We start from the raw sequence: 15798 nt of genomic DNA, 5'->3' as shown, positions 1-15798 counted from the left end.
ACTACTGGTGGGACAGGGGCAAGACAGGGCCGGCGTGTGGGGACGCGCCGAATGGAGATCTCAAGATGAAAGACCTCTACCAGCGCCAGCGCCGCATGCGGGCGCTTCGCAAGGCGGCGATGCAGCGCCGCGTGATCGCAGTTCTCGATGTGGGCACCTCCAAGATTGCCTGCCTCATCCTGCGGTTCGACGGGCCGGAACGCTTCACCGGTGCCGATGGCGTCGGCAGCATGGCGGGGCAGAGCGCCTTTCGCGTTATCGGTGCCGCCACCACGCGGGCGCGCGGCATGCGCCACGGCGAGGTGGTGAACATGGGCGAGGCGGAGCGGGCGATCCGCACCGCGATCCAGAGCGCGCAGAAGATGGCCGAGACGCGGGTCGATCACGCCATCGTCTGCTTCTCGGGCGCCCGCCCGCGCTCCTACGGCCTTGAAGGCGGGGTAGAGCTGCATGGCCAGCATGTCAGCGACATGGATATCGGCCGGGTGCTGGCCGCTTGCGATGAGCCCGATTACGGTGAGGGCCGCGAGGTGCTGCACGCCCAGCCGGTGAATTTCTCCATCGACCATCGCACCGGCCTGGCCGATCCGCGCGGGCAGGCGGGCAGCCGGCTTTCCACCGATCTGCATGTGCTGACGGTCGAGGGGCAGGCCATCGACGGGCTGCTCACCTGCATCGAGCGCTGCGATCTGGAGCTGGCGGGCCTCGCCTCCGCCTCCTACGTCTCGGCCGTCTCGTCACTGGTGGAGGACGAGCAGGAGCTCGGCGCCGCCTGCATCGACATGGGCGGCGGCTCGACCGGCATCTCGATCTTCTACCGGGGCCACATGATCGGCGCCGATGCGGTGCGGATGGGCGGCGACCATGTGACCGGCGATATCTCGATGGGCCTGCAGGTGCCGATGGCTTTGGCCGAGCGCATCAAGACGAAGCACGGCGGCACGACGGCCACTGGCATGGACGACCGCGAGATGATCGAGATCGGCGGCGATACCGGCGATTGGGATCATGACCGCCGCCAGGTGAGCCGGGCCGAGCTGATCGGCATCATGCGACCGCGTATCGAGGAGATCCTCGAAGAGGTGCGAGCCCGGCTCGATGCCGCAGGCTTCGATTACATGCCGAGCCAGCAGATCGTGCTGACGGGTGGCGGCAGCCAGATCCCGGGGTTGGAAGGGCTGGCTTCCCGCATCCTCGGCCAGCAGGTGCGCCTCGGGCGGCCGCTCCGCGTCGCCGGCCTGCCGCAGGCCACGACGGGGCCGGCCTTCTCCTCCGCCGTGGGGCTCGCGCTCTTCGCCGCGCATCCGCAGGACGAATGGTGGGATTTCGACGTGCCGGCGGAAAGCACACCCTCGCGCTCGCTCCGCCGTGCGGTGAAGTGGTTCAAGGATAATTGGTAGGGCCGCGGGCCAGAACCGGGGTGACGGCCCCGCGGGCCTCTGGTAAAAGAAGGATGAAGGTCGCCCCTCAAGCGCGGCCCAAAGGCAGACAGAGCAGTCGCCAGATCATGAGACCGAACGACTCACCTCCGCAGCCGGGACGCTGCGGTGCCGGGGATCGTCTGTTCTACATGTCGTGGCGGGCTGCGACGAAGCGGCTAGGGGTCGTCAAATCGGCATCATATCGCCGGTTGGGCCCGAAACCACAGCATATTTCGTGGCATTTCTGCGGTTTTGGCGTGACGGAGCGAATCTGGACCGCTAGGATTGGCCCAGACAGGCAGGGCGCCCGGGGGACGGGCCGGACGGACAACAAGCAGGACAGGCAGGACCGACATGACACTCAATCTCTCCATGCCCGGGCAGGACGACCTGAAGCCGCGCATCACGGTCTTCGGCGTGGGCGGTGCGGGCGGTAACGCCGTCAACAACATGATCGACAAGCAGCTCGACGGCGTCGAGTTCGTCGTGGCCAACACCGACGCGCAGGCGCTTCAGCAAAGCCACGCCACCGCGAAGATCCAGATGGGCATCAAGGTGACCGAGGGCCTCGGCGCCGGCGCCCGGCCCTCCGTGGGCGCCTCCGCCGCCGAGGAAAGCATCGAGCAGATCCTCGATCACCTCGCCGGCGCGCACATGTGCTTCATCACCGCCGGCATGGGCGGCGGCACCGGCACCGGCGCCGCGCCGATCATCGCGCAGGCCGCCCGCGAGCTGGGCGTGCTGACCGTTGGCGTCGTGACCAAGCCCTTCCAGTTCGAAGGCTCCAAGCGGATGCGTCAGGCCGAAGAAGGCGTCGAGAGCCTTCAGAAGGTCGTCGACACGCTGATCATCATTCCGAACCAGAACCTCTTTCGCATCGCGACCGAGAAGACCACGTTCACCGAGGCCTTCTCGATGGCGGATGACGTGCTCTACCAGGGCGTAAAGGGCGTGACCGACCTGATGGTTCGCCCCGGCCTGATCAACCTCGACTTCGCCGACGTCCGCGCCGTGATGGACGAGATGGGCAAGGCCATGATGGGCACCGGCGAGGCCGATGGCGAAGATCGCGCCATCATCGCCGCCGAGAACGCCATCGCCAACCCGCTGCTCGACGAGATCAGCCTCGAAGGCGCCAAGGGCGTGCTCATCAACATCACCGGAGGCCACGACCTCACGCTGTTCGAGCTCGACGAGGCGGCCAACAAGATCCGCGAGAAGGTCGACCCCGACGCGAACATCATCGTCGGCTCGACGCTCGACCCGTCGATGGAAGGCGCGATCCGCGTCTCCGTCGTCGCCACGGGCATCGACGCTGCCGTCCGGCAGGAAGAAATGCCGGTGCCGCGCCGCAAGATGAGCCAGCCGCTTTCGCAGCCGGCCCCGGCCGAGCCCGCCCGCGTGGAAGCCCCGGCACCGCAGCCTGTCGCTGCCGAGAAATCGCCGGCGGCCGCCGCCGCCGCCCGCCGCATGACGCAGCGCCCGGCCGAGCCGGCGCCCGCGCCGCAGCAGGAGGAAATGGCGCACTACCAGGAGCCGGAGCCCGGCCTCTTCGACAGCGCCTTCGATGACGACGACTACGAGGATCAGCCGCAGGATCAGATGGACGACGACGCGCTGCCGCCGCCGGCCTATCGCCCGCGCTCGGAAGCTCCGGTCACCAAGCCGGCCGACAGCTTCGTCGCACCCTCGCGCCCGCCGGCCGGCACGCCCACGCCCGAGGCGGTTGCCCGCCTGCGCGCCCTGACGGCGCACCGCTCCGGCAATGCGCCGGCCCGCGCTACGGCTCCGGCCCAGCAGCCGGCTGCGCAGGACGGTGGCTCGGCCGAGCAGGCCGCGCCGCGCCGCTCTGGCATCGGTGGTCTTCTCGGCCGCATGACCGGCCAGCCGGAAGGAGCTGCCCAGGCCGCCGCCCAGCCGCAGGCCCCGCGCCAGCAGACGGCGCAGCGCCAGCAGCCGCGCGTCACCTCCTGGGAAGAGGAAGAGACCGATCCCGATCAGGAGCGTATCGAGATCCCGGCCTTCCTGCGCCGCCAGGCGAATTGATCCGCGGGGCCTCGCGCCCCGCATCGCAGACAAACGGCCCCCGGAGAAATCCGGGGGCCGTTTCACGTTCGCGGCATGAGGGGCGGGGCAGGGGGGCGGATTGTGACAGCCTGCGCAGCTCTCGGCGGAGCGCCGCGCGCGAATTTCTGCAGCGCAGCAAGGGGTTCAGGGCGGCAGGGCCGGTGTAGGCCCTTGATGCCGGCCACCCCTGTTACACCCTGTTGCAAAAGGTGAGTTGAGGAAGCCTTCACCCTTCCTTAACTAACCTCTGCCGCACCGAGGCCAATCTGGCCCACCCTATGCTACGAGGCTTGCGTGACCGTGCAGACGACGCTGACACAGGAAATCCGGCTCTCCGGCACGGGATTGCATTCCGGCCGCCCGGCACGGATCTGCCTGAAACCCGCGCCTGCGGGCAGCGGCATCGTCTTCATCCGTCGCGATCTCGCCGGGCCCGATGCGCGCCTGCCGGCCCGCTGGGACATGGTCACCGCCTCGCCGCTGAACTCGCAGCTGCAGAACGAGGCGGGTGTTACGCTTTCCACCGTCGAGCACTTGATGGCCGCCTGCGCGGGCACGGGCCTGACGAATGCCGAGATCGAGATCGACGGGCCGGAAGTGCCGATCTTCGACGGCTCCTCTGCCCCCTTCGCGCGCGCCATCCTGTCGGCCGGCCTGTCGCGGCAGGACGCGCCCCTGACGGCCATCGAGATCCTTCGCCCGATCGAGGCGCGGCAGGGCCAGGCCTCTGCCCGGCTCGACCCCGGCGCGGGGCTCGTTGTCTCCTTCGCCATCGACTTCCCTGACCGCGCCATCGGGCGGCAGGTTAAGACGCTCGACATGGCCAACGGCGCGTTCCTGCGCGAGCTTTGCGATGCCCGCACCTTCTGCCGCAAGGCGGATGTCGATGCGATGCGCGCCGCGGGCAAGGCCCTTGGCGGCACGCTCTTCAACGCCGTGGTGGTGGAGGATGAGAAGGTCCTCTCCCCCGGTGGCATGCGCCATGCCGACGAGCCGGTGCGCCACAAGATGCTGGATGCGCTCGGCGACCTCGCCCTTGCCGGCGCACCGATCCTCGGCCGCTATACCGGCGTGCGCGCCGGCCATGCGATGACCAACCAGCTCCTGCGCGCCCTCTTCGACGAGCCGACGGCCTGGCGCCGGGTTGAGGTGACCGAGGCCATCGCGCGGCGCCTGCCGGGCTGGCATCTGGCCCCCTCCGATCTCGCCCGCGTGGCCTGACGCAGGGCGACCGTTAACCACAAGACAGACCGGTTCAGCGTGACGCGGCCCTGCCCACGCAAAAGGCATTTTGCCCCTTCGCCAATCGTGTTAGACCCTTCGCGCCGGGGCCTGCCCCGGACAAGACAAAGACCCTGGGGGGCGACAAGGTGAGGCAGACGAGCTGGTCCTGGATGCGGTGCACGGCCCTGGTGGCGGCGCTGACTGCGTTGTCCGCGTGCAACTCATTGAACGACCGTCCGCCGCTGGAAGATTACACTCCGCAGGAGATCTACCAGCGCGGCGAAGTTGAGCTGCAGGACGGAAAGCCCGACGACGCGGCCTATTTCTTCGGCGAGATCGAGCGGCTCTATCCCTATTCGGAATGGGCAAAGCGCGGGCTGATCATGCAGGCCATGGCCTATCACCGCGATGGCGATTACCCCAACGCCCGCTCTTCGGCGCAGCGCTATCTCGATTTCTACCCGGCCGACAGCGATGCCGCCTATGCGCAATACCTGCTGGCGCTCAGCTACTACGACCAGATCGATGAGATCGGCCGCGACCAGGGGCTGACCTTCCAGGCGCTGCAGGCGCTCCGCGCCGTCATCGAGCTTTATCCCGATAGCGAATACGCGCGCTCAGCGATCCTGAAGTTCGATCTCGCCTTCGACCATCTCGCCGGAAAGGAGATGGAGATCGGCCGCTATTACCTGCGCCGCGATCATTACTCCGCCGCGATCAACCGCTTCCGCGTCGTTGTCGAGGATTTCCAGACGACGAGCCACACGCCCGAGGCGCTGCACCGGCTGGTCGAGGCCTATCTGGCGCTCGGCCTGACCGAAGAGGCGCAGACGGCGGGGGCGATCCTTGGCTATAACTACCAGTCGACCGAATGGTATCAGAGCAGCTACGCGCTGCTGACCGGGCAGGGGCTGGAGATGCGGGCTTCGGGCGACAGCTGGCTGGCGCAGGTCTACCGGCAGATGGTTCTTGGCGAGTGGCTCTGAGGGCGCGTTGCCCCTTTCCTGAGAGCGGCCCATGCTGAGACAGCTCGACATCACCGACATGCTGCTGATCCGCCGGGCAGACCTATCGTTCGGCCCCGGCCTCAACGTGCTGACGGGTGAGACGGGCGCCGGCAAATCCATCCTGCTCGACTCGCTGGGCTTCGCCCTTGGCTGGCGCGGCCGGGCCGAGCTGGTGCGCCAGGGCGCCGAGCGGGGCGAGGTCGTTGCCATCTTCGAGCTGGGCCACGGCCACCCGGCCCGCGCCGTGCTGGAAGAGGCGGGCATCGAGGTGGAGGATGAGCTGATCCTGCGCCGGGTCAACACGCCCTCCGGCCGCAAGAGCGCCTGGGTGAACGACCGACCGGCCAGCGGCGAGCTGCTGCGCCGCCTCTCCGAGCTTCTGGTCGAGCTGCACGGGCAGGGGGACGACCGGGCGCTGCTCGATCCCAAGTCGCATCTCGGCCTGCTCGATGCCTTCGCCGATGCCGAAGAGCCGCTGGTCGCCGTCCGCATGGCCTGGTCGGGCCTGCGCGCCGCGCGCAAGGCGCTGGCCGAGGCAGAGGCGCGGGCCGAAGCGCTGCGCGAGGAGGAGGAGTACCTTCGCCACGCTGCCGCCGAGATCGAGGCGCTCAGCCCCCAGCCCGGCGAGGAGGACGAGCTCGATCAGGCCCGCCGCCGCATGCAGGCCGGCGCCCGTATCCGCGACGACATCGCCCATGCCCATGCCGCCATTGCCGGCGAGGCGGCGGAAGGGCTGGCGATGGATGCGATCCGCTGGCTGGAAGGCGCCGCCGACTCCGCCGAGGGCAGCCTCGATGCGCCGCTGGAGGCCCTCTCCCGCGCCGTCGATGCGCTCGGCGAGGCAGAGCAAGGCATCGCCGCGGCGCTCGACAGCCTCAACCTCGATGCCGGCGATCTGGAGAAGGTGGAGGAGCGGCTCTTCGCCCTACGCGCGCTGGCCCGGAAGCATTCGGTGCTGGCCGACGACCTGCCCGCCCTCGGTGCTGATCTCTCAGCCAAGCTTGAGGCGCTCGACGCCTCCGCTGGCGATATCGATGCGCTCCTCCAGCGCGTCGCCGAAGCGGAGGAGGGCCATGCCTCCGCCGCAGCTCAGCTCTCCGGCATCCGCCAGGCCGCCGCCACTCAGCTTGAGGCGGCGATGGCCGAAGAGCTGCCGCCCCTGAAGCTCGACCGCGCACGCTTCACGGTGGAGATCTCCGCCGCCGAGCCCGGCCCGAGCGGGGTGGACGAGGTGCGCTTCGCCGCCGCCACCAACCCCGGCGCCCCCTCCGGCCCGCTGGAGAAGGTGGCCTCGGGTGGAGAGCTCTCGCGGTTCCTGCTGGCGCTGAAGGTCTGTCTGCATGCCGGTGCCGAGGGGCAGATCCTGATTTTCGACGAGATCGACCGCGGCGTCGGTGGCGCCACGGCGGATGCCATCGGGCGCCGCCTCTCGCGCCTCGCTGCCGCGGGCCAGGTGCTGGTGGTGACGCATTCCCCGCAGGTCGCGGCGAAGGGCACGCACCATTTCCGCGTGACGAAGGAAGACGCCGATGGCGGCACGTCCACCCTCAGCCAGGTGGCGCCGCTGAGCGCCAGCGAGCGGGTGGACGAGCTGGCACGGATGCTATCCGGCGCGGATGTGACGGCAGAGGCGCGGGCAGCGGCAGAGGCATTGTTGGGCGCAGCGTCGGCCTGAACGGCCCTCATTCAGCCAGAATAAAGGCGGACCGGAATACTCCAGTCCGCCTTCGTCGTACTGAAAGAGGGCCACTCACAAACCCTATCCGAAACTAAATTGTCGATTACCGCTGCGAACGTTTCTCGACAGACTCGCTAATGAGAAGTTCTTAGACCGCTTGGTAAAATTCTACATACCCCAGATGGGGTAGTTTCGTAATCTTTTTGCGCTGCAGCGTAGGTTGTCAGGACAGGTAGCGCAGGATCAGCGGCAGCACGTCGCGCCACTTCAGGAAGAACAGCAGCTGCCCCGCATCGGGGAACACCTGAGTCTCGATCCACGGATAGTCGAGGCGGTTCTCTTCCACCGTCTGCTTCGGCACCTGCGGGTCTTGCAGGCCGGCGAGCACATGCACCGGCACCCGGCCTTCGGTGAAGGTGACATCGGCGCGCCAGTCGTTGCGAACCTTCATCAAGAGCTCGTTGGTGAAGGCCTCGTTTGCCATGTGGGTCTTCGACAGCGCCACGTCAGAGCCGGTGACGAGAGCCTCGAACACCTCCGGCACTTCGAAGGTCGCCATGTCGGCGGCGGAGTTCTGGTACACGCTCTCCAGAAACGCCCGCTTGCCGGCCTTGCGGGCCAGCGCGAAGCCGGCCTGCACCATGAAGGGCAGCAGATGCGGCGTGTAGCGCGCGCCGGCCAGAACGAAGCGGTGCCACTTGCCCATCCGCTCCAGCTGCTCGGGGCCGGTGAGGGGCAGCATGGGGGCGCAGCCGATGATGGCGCTGATCCGCTCCGGTGCGAGGCGATGGATGCGAAAAGCGATGGGCGCGTCATCGCCCATCATCACGATTGGCAGGGGCCCGACACCCAGATGCGCCAGAAGCGCGATGTGATCCTCGGCGAGCCGGGTGGCCAGCTCGGCCGTCTTCGCGGGCAGCGGGTCTGATGCGCCATAGCCGGCGCGGATGGGCACGATGATGCGGATGCCGGCCCGGGCGGCGGCAACCTCGGCGCTCGCTGGCCAGCGGGTGAGGCCGTAGTCGAGCGGCAGGTACAGGCAGGGCCGGCCCTTGGGGTCGCCGAGGATGAGGTATTCCATGCGCCGCCCGTCGGGCAGCGTCATCTGGTGGATGGGCCGCGGTGGCAGCCCGCTGGCGTTCGCGCCGACACCGAATTGCGCGGGCTCGCCCTCGGCGGGGCCGGAGAAGCGCGAGAGCTCGAGCATCGACAGCGTCAGACGCACCAGTTCAATCTGGCTAGACGTCTCGGTCTTCGCCATCACCGATTTGAGCTGGGCGCGCACAGTCTCGACAGAGCGGCCGCGCGCCTCGGCGATATCGGCCAGCGCGGTGCCCTCTGACAGGGCGCGCATCACCTCGGTCTCTGCCACGGTCAGCGAGAAGGTGCTGCGCAGGAGCTCGGCAAAGGCGGGGGGCCATGCCATCTCGGAGGTCACGACCAGCAGCTCGGGCGCGCCGGTATCGCTCTCGTAGCGGCGGTAGGAGATCAGCACTGCCTTGCCAGTGCGCGAGCCGTGCAGGCGCAGGATCTGCGGCGCGCCGGAATTGCCCTGCAAAAGCTGCCTGGCCCGCGCCACCAGCGGCTCTTTCTCGATGACCAGCGTCTCAAGATGTTCCAGCCGGGCGCCGGCCGCCATGCCGATGCTGGCGGTGGCGGCGCGATTGGCGGCGGTGACGGTAAGCGAGGAATCCACCACGAAGGCGGCGTTATGCGTGATGGTCGACAGCACCGCCTCGGCGCTGTTCTGCTCCGCCTCGATCATGCGGCTCAGCGTCTGCTCGGCGCGCGAGACATGCGGGGAGACGCGTGACAGCTGTGCGCCTTCGCCCTCTTGCATCTGGCGGCGGGCGACCAGGCTTTGCCAGCGGTCGAGCAGGGCCTCGTATCGACGCGGGTCTATCGCGACCTCGTAGACACCGTTGATCACGGCATCTTCGAGGTGGCTCTCGTCGTTCTCGGCCCCGTCGCTCACACTGGCTCCAGCTTGCGGTCGGGGAGGAACATCTTGCCGGGGTTGAACAGCCCCTGCGGATCGAAGGCCTGCTTGAGGGCCTGCATCGCGGCAAGCGCCGGCCCCTGCTGCCGGGCGAAGAGCGCCACCTTGCCCAGGCCGATGCCATGCTCGCCGGTGATCGTGCCGCCCATCGCCAGAGCCCGCTCGCCCATCCGGGTTGCGAGGCGCTTGGCCGCCGTCAGCTCGGCGTCAGAGCCGTCGACCAGCTGGATGGCGTGGAAATTGCCATCGCCCACATGGCCGAGGATGGGGCCGGAGAGGGGGCTGACGGCGATATCCTCCTGCGTGGCGGCAATGGCCTCGGCCAGCCGCGAGACGGGCACGCATATATCGGTGACGATGGCGGTGGCGCCGGGCCGGCTTTGCAGGATCGACCAATAGGCCCGGTGCCGCATGCGCCAGAGCGCGCGGCGATCTTCTTCGCGGGGCGACCAGCGAAAGCCCTCAGAGCCATGCTCGGCAGCGATCGCACCGAAAAGTTCCGCCTCCTCGGCGACACCGGTCTCGGAGCCGTGGAATTCAACAAGCAGATGCGGCTGCAGCGCGAAATCGGCGCCATCGGCCGTGTTCACGGCGGCGGCGACATCGGCGTCCATCAGCTCCATCCGGGCGAGGCGCAGGCCGGCCTGCACCGTCTCGGTCACCGCGGCCACGGCGGCATCGACACTGGGGAAGGCGCAAACGGCGGTGCCCGTTGCCTCTGGCCGGCCATGCAGGCGCAGCGTCAGCTCGGTGATCAGCCCGAGAGTACCCTCTGCGCCGAGGAACAACGCCGTCAGGTCGTAGCCCGCTGCGCTCTTGCGGGCGCGCCCTCCGGTGCGGATCACCTCGCCCGAGGGCAGTACCACCTCCAGCCCCAGCACGTTGTCGCGCATGCTGCCATAGCGCAAAGTCGTCGTGCCGCTGGCGCGGGTCGAGGCCATGCCGCCGAGCGAGGCATTGGCGCCGGGATCGACGGCGAAGAACAGCCCCGTCGCCCGCAGCGCCTCATCCAGCGCCTCGCGGGTCAGGCCGGGCTGCACGCGCACGTCCATGTCGGCAGCGTTCACCTCCACCACCCCGGCCATGTGCCCCATGTCGATGGAGAGCCCGCCTTCGACCGCGAGCGTCTGCCCCTCCAGCGATGTACCGGCGCCATAAGGGATCACCGGCACATGGTGGCGGGCGCAGAGGCGAACGATCCAGGCGACCTCTTCGGTGTTCTCGGGCCAGACGACGGCGTCTGGCGGGGCGGGGGAGAACCAGGTCTCCGACTGGCCATGCGCGGCGCGGTCTGCGTCGCCCCGGCTGAACCGCGGGCCAAAACGCTCCGCCAGTTCGAGAAAGGCGCTTTCAAAATTCATGGGTATCTTTTCTTGTACTCAGAGGGTCTTACGGCAGAGTCGGACTTGCGCAAAGCTGACTCTGTAGAATCCCCTCTTTTCCACCGCAGACACAGCGGTCTTGCTGCCGCGGCAGGCATCTTGCCCAGAGCCCTGCAATTGCGCAGGAAGGGGCATGGACGCGGGCAAGGGTGGCAGAACGATCTGGCTGCGGGCACAGGCCCGGCGCAGCGCACTGCGCCTGCGGCTCTGGGGGCTGGCGCTGGCGATCGGGCTGGCCGCCTCTGTCGCCACGCTGCTGTTCCGTCTTGGGATCTCTTGGTTTCAGGCGCTGATCTACGGTACCGATGATGTCGCCCATATCCAGAGCTTCGCCGCGGGCCTCGACTGGTACTGGCTGCTCGTCATCCCCATCTGCGGCGGCCTCGCCGTGGGCCTGCTGCTGGACCGGCTGACAGAGGATGGCCGGGTACGTGGCGTGGCCGACGTGATCGAGGCAGCGGCCCTGCGCGACGGTCGGGTGCAGCAGCGGCGCGGGCTGGTTTCGGCATTGGCCTCGCTTATCACCCTGTCCACCGGCGGCTCGACGGGGCGAGAGGGGCCGGTGGTGCACCTCGCGGCCGTCTTTGCCTCCTACGTAAACTCGTGGACGAAGGCGGATGGCATCGAGGGGCGCGCCCTGCTGGGCTGTGCCGTGGCCGCCGCCGTCTCCGCCAGTTTCAACGCGCCCATCGCCGGGGCGCTCTTCGCGATGGAGGTGGTGCTGCGCCATTTCGCGGTGCAGGCCTTCGCGCCCATCGTCATCGCCTCGGTCGCGGGCACGGTGGCGGGGCGGCTGGTGTTCGGGGATATCACGGAGTTCCAGCTGCCGTTCCAGAACGCTCTGGAGTTCTACGCCGAGCTCCCCGCCTTCCTGGTGCTCGGCATCGTGGCCGGCTTCGTCGCCGTGGCGCAGATGCGCGCCGTCGTCTGGGCCGACACGCTGGCGGGGCGGCTGCGTGAACGGGTGCGTCTGCCCGGCTGGGTCTGGCCGATGCTGGCGGGGGCGATCCTCGGCGCCATCGCCATCCCGTTCCCGCATATCATCGGCGTCGGCTACGAGACGACGAGCCGGGCGCTGACGGGGGAGCTGCTCTGGCGGCAGGCAGTGATCTTTGCCGTGGTGAAGGTCGTCGCCGTCTCCGTCACCATGGCGGGGCGCATGGGCGGCGGCATCTTCTCGCCCTCGCTGATGGTGGGTGCGCTGACGGGGCTGGCTTTCGGTATCGTGGCGACGGCTCTGGCGCCCACGCTTTCCGGCGGCACCAGCCTCTACGCGCTCGCCGGCATGGGGGCCGTCGCGGCTGCGGTGCTGGGCGCGCCGATCTCGACTATCCTCATCGTCTTTGAGCTGACGGGCGACTGGCAGGCGGCGCTGGCGGTGATGGTTTCGGTCTCACTCTCCTCCGCCGTGGCCTCGTCGCTGGTAGACAGGTCGTTCTTCCTCACCCAGCTCGAGCAGCGGGGTGTGCATCTGGCGCCGGGGCCGCAGGCCTGGCTGCTGGGCACCTTCCGGGTGGAGAGCGTGATGCGCGCCCAGGGCCATCCGCGCGGGGCCGACGAGGCGGCGATGCGTGAGCTGATCAACGGCGGCACCTTCATCCGCGAGGGGCAGACGCTGGAAGCCGCGATGCCAATGTTCGAGACAACGGGGGCCAACGTGCTGCCGGTCGTCTACTTCGCCGGCGGCGATGCGGCGCCCGAGCTGCGCGGGGCGCTGTTCCATGTCGATGCGCTGCGCGCCCTGAACCGGGCCCTGTCGCGACGCAGCGCCGAGGCCCATTCCTGAGCTGACGGAGCTTTGTCTTGCCGGGGCGGCGGGGCCGGGCGAAGCTCACCCCATGCGCCGCCTCGCCCTTTCCTTTCTGCTCGCCGCATCGCCGGCCTTCGCCGACGACAGCCCGGCAGAGCCGCTTCGCGCGCTGCTGGCCGAGCTGCCCACGGTGGAGGGGCCAGCGGTGATCTCCTACACGGCGCCGGGCCTCGTGGCAGACCTGTCGGATGCGCCGGGCCCGGTGGCCGCCACCGAGGCGCTGCGTCAGACGTGGGACTGGCCGGGGATGCCGGATGCGGAAGCGGTGATCGCCGGGCTGCTGCCCGCCATGGGCCTGCGTCCACCCGATCTGCGCGAGCTGCTGGTCGTTACCGGCGCCGGGATGGACTGGCGGCTGCTGCGCGTGCGCGGCATCCAGTCACAACGCATCGGGACAGCGCTGGAGGCTCGCGGCTACATCCTGGCGCCCGGTTTCGGCGCAGAGCTCTGGGCCTTGGGTGCAGAGGGCGGCGTGGAGGAGCCTGTGCCGGGCGACCCGCTGGGCGGGGCAGAGGGCACACCCAGCCGCATCGCCATCACCGAAGACCTCGTGCGCCGCGCGCCGAGCTGGCCGCAGATCATCGCGCTGATCGAGCCGGAGGGCGCCTCGCTCGCGGAGATGCCGGAACTGCAGCGCCTGCTCGCCGGGCTGGACGAGGCGGAGGGCGCGGTCCTCGCCCGCGCGCTCATCCGCTCGGACGGGCCGGGTGGCGAGGCGCTGCTGCTGGCTGAACTGGCGGGTCAGGGCGGCGGTCTGCTTGTCTGGCTTAGCGCCCCTGATGAGATCGGGGCGCGCCTCCGCCGTGAGGCAAAGGCGCTGCCGGGCGCCTTCAGTCTCACCTCAGCCCCAGACAGAACGGTCAGTCTGCGCAGCGCCGAACCGATCCCGCTGGACTGGCTGGATAGCCTCGCACCGCTGCCGGCGGAGGGGGTGGATCGCTAGACCTGCTCCACCGCCACCTTGCTGGGGTAGAACGCCAGGTAGCCGGCGATCTCTTCCATGCCGGCCTTCGGCTGCTCGTAGCTCCAGCAGGCATCGGCGATGGTGCCCGACTGTTCGGAGATGTTGAAGTAGCGCGCCTCGCCCTTGTAGGGGCAGGTCGAGGTCGTCTCCGACGGCTCAAGGAAGGCCATCGCGATATCGGCGCGCGGGAAGTAGATGACCGGCGGGTAATCACCCTCGGTCAGCTCAAGCGCGTTGTCGCTTTCGCCAATGACGGCGCCGCCGGCGCGAACCACCCAGCTGCCGCCCGCAGGCCGTATCTTGATATGATCTGCCATCTCGATGTCCTTCTGGATGCCGCGGGCTCATGACATGGGCATGACGGCGGTGAAATCAAAGGGGGCCCCGTAGGCTAATGCTCAAGGCTTAAAGCGGTGCGCAGGCCGCCTGCAGCCAATCGAGCGCCGCGCCCTCGACCCGCGGGCCGATCTTTTCCAGCGTATCGCGGTGGTAGGCGTCGATCCAAGCCCGCTCTTCGGCATTGAGCATCTCGATGACGATCAGCCGCCGGTCGAAGGGCACATAGGTGAGCGTCTCGAAATCGTATTGCGCACGGTTCGGGTCAGAGGTCGGCAGCGCCTCGGCCTCCTGCACCACGATGAGGTTCTCGATACGGATGCCATAGGCGCCCTCGCGGTAATGCCCCGGCTCGTTGGAGAGGATCATGCCCGGCTCGAGCGGAATGTCCGACAGCCGCGAGATGCGCTGCGGCCCCTCGTGAACCGACAGATACGCGCCCACGCCGTGGCCCGTGCCATGGTCGTAATCCATCCCCGCCACCCAAAGCGGGAAGCGCGCCAGCGCATCGAGATGCGCGCCCGCCACGCCGCGCGGGAAGCGGGCGCGCGAGATCGAGACCATGCCGCTCAGCACGCGGGTATAGGCTGCGGCGGCGCCTTCAGGCGGCTCGCCCACGGTGATGGTGCGTGTGATGTCGGTGGTGCCGTCGCGATACTGCCCGCCGGAATCCACCAGCAGCAGTTCGCCGGGGCTGACAGACCGGTCTGTCTTCTCGTTGACCCGGTAATGGACGATGGCGCCATGCTCGCCGGCGCCGCAGATGGTCTCGAAGGAGATATCTTCCAGGGCATTGGTGGCGCGGCGAAAATTCTCCAGCTCGGTGACCACGGCAGTCTCGGTCAGCCCGCCTTTCGGGGCCTCGGCATCGAGCCAGGCGAGAAAGCGCACCATGGCAGCGCCGTCGCGCAGATGCGCCTCGCGCATGCCGCCGATCTCGATCGGGTTCTTGATGGCCTTGGGCAGCAGGCAGGGATCGGGCCCCTCGACCATGCGGTCGCCAAGCGCCTCGGCCAGCCGCTGCGGCGCCGAGGCCGGGTCGAGCCGGACAGGCCCGTCGAGGTCGGTGAGCGCGGCGATAAGGCTGTCGGCGGGCAGGATGGCGACGTCGCCGCCCAGCCCCTCGGCCACGTCATCGGCCTTGCCGGGCAAACAGAACAGCTCCACCCGGCCCGTGTCGTGCAGGATGGCGAAGGCATGCGGCACCGGGTTCCGCTCGATATCGCGGCCGCGGATGTTGAGAAGCCAGGCGATGCTGTCGGGCAGGGTGAGCAGGGCGGCGCGCTGGCCGTTCTCGCGCAGCTCCTTCGCGATGCGGTCGCGCTTGTCGGTGGCGCTTTCGCCGGCGAATTCCTCGGGCTGCACCACGAAGGGGGCCGAGGGCGGAGCGGGGCGATCCTCCCAGATTTGATCGACGAGATTGTCGGTCGGCACCAGCTTAAGCCCGTGCTTCTCCAGCTTCTCCCGCAGTTTGGCGATCTCGCCGGCGGTGTGCAGCCAGGGGTCGAACGCCACCGTCGCGCCCTCGGGCGCATGTTCGGGCAGCCAGTCGGCCAGCTGCACGTCGGGCCAGTTCACCGGCGTGAAGACAGGGTCGACCTCGCTGCGCACCTGCACGCGGTAGCGGCCATCGACGAAGATGGCGGCGGTCTCGGCCAGCACCACGGCAAAGCCGGCAGAGCCGTTGAAGCCGGTCAGCCAGGCCAGGCGCGCATCGCTCGGGGCGACGTATTCGCCCTGATGCGCATCGGCGCGCGGCACGAGAAAGGCATCCACCCCGGCTCGGGCCATCGCCTCGCGCAGCGCCGCCAGCCGCGGCGGCCCCTGCTCGGGATTGCTCGTCACCTCGAATGTCTGGAACATGGCTGGTCTCCTATTGCGGGCCCTACATGGCAGGCAGCGCGGCGGAG

Annotated in this window: 11 protein-coding genes; 7 read left to right on the top strand and 4 right to left on the bottom strand. The window is 68.8% G+C overall.

The genetic code is table 11. The annotated features are described in order from the left end of the window. The first annotated feature begins 65 nt into the window (after positions 1 to 65). The 5 genes from ftsA to recN all read left to right on the top strand — a co-directional run bounded on the left by ftsA (position 66) and on the right by recN (position 7394). Complete coding sequence (gene ftsA, locus ACXN5S_RS06050; RefSeq protein WP_458604504.1) at positions 66 to 1400, top strand: cell division protein FtsA; 1335 nt, start codon at positions 66 to 68, stop codon at positions 1398 to 1400. Between the two features lie 375 nt (positions 1401 to 1775). Beyond that, the gene (gene ftsZ, locus ACXN5S_RS06045; RefSeq protein WP_458604503.1) at positions 1776 to 3467 is read left to right on the top strand and encodes a cell division protein FtsZ; all 1692 of its coding nucleotides are present in this window, start codon (positions 1776 to 1778) and stop codon (positions 3465 to 3467) included. Positions 3468 to 3788: 321 nt separating this feature from the next. Then, positions 3789 to 4709 carry a UDP-3-O-acyl-N-acetylglucosamine deacetylase gene (gene lpxC, locus ACXN5S_RS06040; protein WP_458604789.1) on the top strand — a complete coding sequence of 307 codons (921 nt, stop codon included), beginning with the start codon at positions 3789 to 3791 and terminating at the stop codon, positions 4707 to 4709. Positions 4710 to 4882: 173 nt separating this feature from the next. Continuing rightward, positions 4883 to 5698: an outer membrane protein assembly factor BamD gene (locus ACXN5S_RS06035; protein WP_458604788.1), complete on the top strand. Its 816-nt coding sequence runs from the start codon at positions 4883 to 4885 to the stop codon at positions 5696 to 5698. 31 nt (positions 5699 to 5729) lie between these two features. Then, positions 5730 to 7394, top strand: coding sequence for a DNA repair protein RecN (gene recN / locus ACXN5S_RS06030; RefSeq protein WP_458604502.1), 1665 nt, complete (start codon positions 5730 to 5732; stop codon positions 7392 to 7394). A gap of 226 nt (positions 7395 to 7620) precedes the next feature. Here recN and ACXN5S_RS06025 read toward each other — a convergent pair whose 3' ends face one another. Continuing rightward, positions 7621 to 9372 (bottom strand): LuxR C-terminal-related transcriptional regulator, encoded by a 1752-nt coding sequence (locus tag ACXN5S_RS06025; RefSeq protein ID WP_458604501.1) that lies wholly within the window; start codon positions 9370 to 9372, stop codon positions 7621 to 7623. After that, positions 9369 to 10757 carry an FAD-binding oxidoreductase gene (locus ACXN5S_RS06020; RefSeq protein ID WP_458604500.1) on the bottom strand — a complete coding sequence of 463 codons (1389 nt, stop codon included), beginning with the start codon at positions 10755 to 10757 and terminating at the stop codon, positions 9369 to 9371. Before ACXN5S_RS06020 ends, ACXN5S_RS06025 begins: the two co-directional genes overlap by 4 nt. A gap of 154 nt (positions 10758 to 10911) precedes the next feature. Between ACXN5S_RS06020 and ACXN5S_RS06015 the strand changes: the two genes are divergently transcribed. Together ACXN5S_RS06015 and ACXN5S_RS06010 are read left to right on the top strand one after the other, a co-directional pair. Further along, the gene (locus tag ACXN5S_RS06015; RefSeq protein WP_458604499.1) at positions 10912 to 12564 is read left to right on the top strand and encodes a chloride channel protein; all 1653 of its coding nucleotides are present in this window, start codon (positions 10912 to 10914) and stop codon (positions 12562 to 12564) included. 52 nt (positions 12565 to 12616) lie between these two features. Further along, a complete protein-coding gene (locus tag ACXN5S_RS06010) occupies positions 12617 to 13531 on the top strand; it encodes a hypothetical protein (protein WP_458604498.1) in 915 nt (304 codons plus the stop codon). Here the strand turns inward: ACXN5S_RS06010 and ACXN5S_RS06005 are convergent. Together ACXN5S_RS06005 and ACXN5S_RS06000 are read right to left on the bottom strand one after the other, a co-directional pair. Continuing rightward, entirely contained in the window at positions 13528 to 13869 is a 342-nt protein-coding gene (locus ACXN5S_RS06005) for a DUF427 domain-containing protein (RefSeq protein WP_458604497.1), read from the bottom strand. The genes ACXN5S_RS06010 and ACXN5S_RS06005 overlap by 4 nt on opposite strands. Positions 13870 to 13957: 88 nt before the next feature. Continuing rightward, on the bottom strand, positions 13958 to 15751 hold the full coding sequence (locus ACXN5S_RS06000; RefSeq protein WP_458604496.1) for an aminopeptidase P family protein: 1794 nt from the start codon (positions 15749 to 15751) through the stop codon (positions 13958 to 13960). Between the last annotated feature and the right edge of the window lie 47 nt (positions 15752 to 15798).

It is taken from the genome of Pseudoroseicyclus sp. H15, assembly GCF_054353345.1.
This window is presented reverse-complemented; position numbering and strand designations above follow the sequence as displayed.